3 protein-coding genes and 1 pseudogene are annotated in these 3,288 nt (G+C 54.1%); 1 reads left to right on the forward strand and 3 read right to left on the reverse strand.

The features are described 5' to 3' along the window. Both CAGGBEG34_RS09330 and CAGGBEG34_RS09335 read right to left on the reverse strand, forming a co-directional pair. Window positions 1–383, reverse strand: a 383-nt coding sequence (locus CAGGBEG34_RS09330; RefSeq protein ID WP_042688531.1) for an LpxL/LpxP family acyltransferase, incomplete at its 3' end; no start/stop codon positions are given. A 184-nt stretch (window positions 384–567) separates the two neighbouring features. Further along, window positions 568–906, reverse strand: coding sequence for a CCDC90 family protein (locus CAGGBEG34_RS09335; protein WP_006683370.1), 339 nt, complete (start codon window positions 904–906; stop codon window positions 568–570). A gap of 200 nt (window positions 907–1,106) precedes the next feature. On the opposite strand from CAGGBEG34_RS09335, the pseudogene metK reads away from it, so the two are divergent. After that, a pseudogene (metK, locus tag CAGGBEG34_RS09340) lies at window positions 1,107–2,286 on the forward strand (methionine adenosyltransferase). Between the two features lie 9 nt (window positions 2,287–2,295). Here the strand turns inward: metK and CAGGBEG34_RS11900 are convergent. Beyond that, complete coding sequence (locus CAGGBEG34_RS11900; RefSeq protein ID WP_238985035.1) at window positions 2,296–3,030, reverse strand: ChaB family protein; 735 nt, start codon at window positions 3,028–3,030, stop codon at window positions 2,296–2,298. Window positions 3,031–3,288: the final 258 nt, after the last annotated feature.

The raw sequence follows: 3,288 nt of genomic DNA on the forward strand, positions 1-3,288 counted from the left end.
AAAAGCGACCCGGTTTCAATGCCCACAAAGTGAAAGCCAAGAAAAATCGTCGGCGGCAAAGACGGATTCGTCAAATCAATCGCGCTGTCGACTTCAACCAGTTTCTCAAGCGTGCGCACAGGCGCAAACCATTGCACGCTGCGCTCAACATAACTACGTATGGCGTGCCGAAAATGATGCAATGCCGCGATATTACGCTGCGTTACGCTCCAGTGCGGGAAACAGAGGGCGAGATTAATCCGGGCAATCCGCCGGCGCTCGCTGGGGAATACATAGCACAGGCGCCCTGCCGCGTTTCCAAGGCGCGCAATCCAGCCATAAGGCAAATGCGCGAGCCCTTTCAAAATACCGACCGCACACGCGGCGCCGAACCGCCTGAGCATCAGGCTGAATCAACGCAGCTCAATAAGAACCTGTTCACGATTCTTTCTGCGCGCCCGTGAGCCTGTGTCGGGAGGTAGCAGGAATCCTCATATATGATGTATATGCTCCGGTTTCTGCGCTCCGTCCTCCTTGGATGACGGGCGCTCGTGACAGATCGTGAACAGGTTCTAAGGCCATCTTGCATCAAGCGCCGCCTGGCACTAGCCGCAATGCGAGCAATAGGCTGGTTTGCGCAATGAACAGCCCCACCATCCATTTAAGAAGGTCAAAGTTGAGATTGGCCAATTTGGTCTCTATATCTTTGCGCAAGTGACCCATTTCATGGCGCAAGTGGGTTTCATGTTTTTCCAAATCGTTTCGAATGGCAGAATCGTATTGCCGTAAGTCTGCTCTGGTTGCCAATTCCGACGCGGCCTGTGTTTCCTGCACGGCAGCAGTGAATATTCCCGCCTGTTGATCGTTAAAACCGGCTTCTCTTAGCTTACGGACAAATTTATAGGTGTCGAAAGTGGCAGTGGCCATTGATGGGTTTCCTTTCTTTGAAAGCAGCGCATATTTAATCCAACCCGTTATAATGGGATTTTCGCCTGTTAACAGACAACTTGCGGGACGAGTCGCGCAGCCTGCGCTGCGTTTTTGAAAATCCGCTAAAGCGTCGCCCCTTCATCTCCATCGGGCAAGGGCCGCGCAACGCGCGGTTTTTTTGAACAAGGAGCCATGAAGTGGGCAATCACACATTCTTCACCTCTGAATCCGTATCGGAAAGGCCATCCGGACAAAGTCGCGGATCAAATCTCCGACGCCATTCTCGATGCGCTACTCGCGCACGATCCTGATTCACGCGTCGCTACTGAAACGCTGTGCAAAACCAACCTCGTGGTGCTTGCGGGTGAAATCACAACGCGCGCGCGCGTCGATTATATCCAGATCGCGCGCAATACGCTCAAGCGGATCGGTTATGACCATGCGGATTTTGGGATTGACCATCGCAACTGCACGGTGCTGCTCGCTTATGATGGACAATCGCCGGATATCGCGCAAGGGGTGGATAGCGCGCACGACAACGCGCTTGATCAAGGCGCAAGCGATCAAGGATTGATGTTCGGTTATGCGTGCAATGAAACGCCGGAAGGAATGCCCTTGCCGATCCATCTCGCGCACCGTCTGGTCGAACGTCAGTCTGAGTTGCGTCGCAGCGGCCGTTTGCCCTGGCTGCGGCCCGATGCCAAATCGCAGGTCACCATTCACTATGTGAACGGTCAACCGCACCGGATCGACACGGTCGTTCTATCAACGCAGCACGCGCCCGAAATCCGCCTTGAACAAGTGCGCGAAGCAGTGATTGAAGAAATCATCGCGCCCGCGCTGCCCGCTGCACTGATCAAGGGCGGCATCCGCTACCTGGTTAACCCAACGGGCCGTTTTGTGATTGGCGGACCGAGAAGCGACTGCGGACTGACTGGCCGCAAGATTATGGTCGATACCTATGGCGGCGCAGCGCCGCACGGCGGCGGCGCTTTCTCCGGCAAAGACCCGTCAAAGGTGGATCGTTCCGCCGCGTACGCAGGCCGTTATATTGCGAAAAATATTGTCGCCGCAGGATTGGCGGCGCGCTGCCTGATTCAGATTTCATACGCGATTGGCGTTGCGCAGCCGACGTCGATTATGGTCAATACCTTTGGCACGGGCCGGATATCGGAGGCGGCGATCATCGGTTTGGTGCGCGCGCATTTCGATCTGCGCCCCAAAGGCATCATCCAGATGCTGAATCTGCTTCGACCCATCTATGCGAAAACCGCCGCCTACGGACACTTTGGCCGCGCGCTGCCGGAATTCAGCTGGGAATGTACGGATACAGCCGCCGCGCTGGCGGATGCCTCAGGCGTTCAAATCGCCGCTTAAACATTTTTCTCAGAAAGATTTTTTGGACTTCCACTGACCTGTTTCATTATTCTTCTCATATTGATTTTTCACCGCGCTCCATGCGACTTTGTGCGCCGTTTCTTCACGCGACGCGTCATCTCTGCGGCGCGCTGCGTCCTGGTATTCATCCCACGCTTGATTAAACGCTGCTTTATAGATGTGTTGAGCATGAGCAGGCAAATGCTTTTTAATCGAATCGGGTAATTCTTCAAGGTTTTGATACGGCATAGTGTCCTCCTCCCCAATACCGGTAGCTTTTTCAATATCCGCCGCGCCGCTTTTTTCAAGGAGCTGAACCGCGTTTACAGCATTCTCTTCAGCCACATGCACAGCGAGCATTACACCCGTATCCTGCCCGTGATGCGCAGAACGCGCAGTTTGCTCGCGCATGCGTCTTAGCGCGCCTATTAAAGATCCAATATACGCGCCTACGGAAAGGCATGCGATGGGAATAAGCCAATATCGCCATAGAATGAAGTAGAGCGCCGTTCCGGCGAGCGCCCCTATTATGGCGCCCGCGCTCATCCAACTGGCCGCGCCGCGCGCAGCCAGTTGCGCACCCGGATCTGCGTATTGATCGCCTCCAATAGGATATTGAGCATGCTGGCCAGGCGGCGTCGTAAAAAATACGCTGATATCCTGGCGCGTAAATCCTTGTGAGAGAAACTTCCGAGCAACACGTTCAGCCGCTCTAAAAGTTGAAAAACGGCCGGAAACGATCAAAAAACATTTCCTTCCCACCCTTTAAAAAATATGCAGCGTGCCCCTTTCTTTATTGGATAGGGTCTATAGCCGTATATTTCTAGAGTGGGAGAGGAAGATAACTTCTAACAGGGCGAGGAGGCGTAACGCCGACCAGCGCGGCTGTGGGAGACTCCTGACGAATAGAAGAAACGATGAATTACGCGCCAATGGGAAGGAGCTTCAGGGTAAACCACAAGCCGGTTTGTGCGATGCCAAGCCCGACAATCCATTTGATCA

Source organism: Candidatus Glomeribacter gigasporarum BEG34 (assembly GCF_000227585.1).
Taxonomy (GTDB): Bacteria; Pseudomonadota; Gammaproteobacteria; order Burkholderiales; family Burkholderiaceae; genus Glomeribacter; species Glomeribacter gigasporarum_B.

Excerpts from the sequence above, each read along its gene's own strand:
- CAGGBEG34_RS09335 (WP_006683370.1), bottom strand. The coding sequence starts at position 906 with ATGGCCACTGCCACTTTCGACACCTATAAATTTGTCCGTAAGCTAAGA.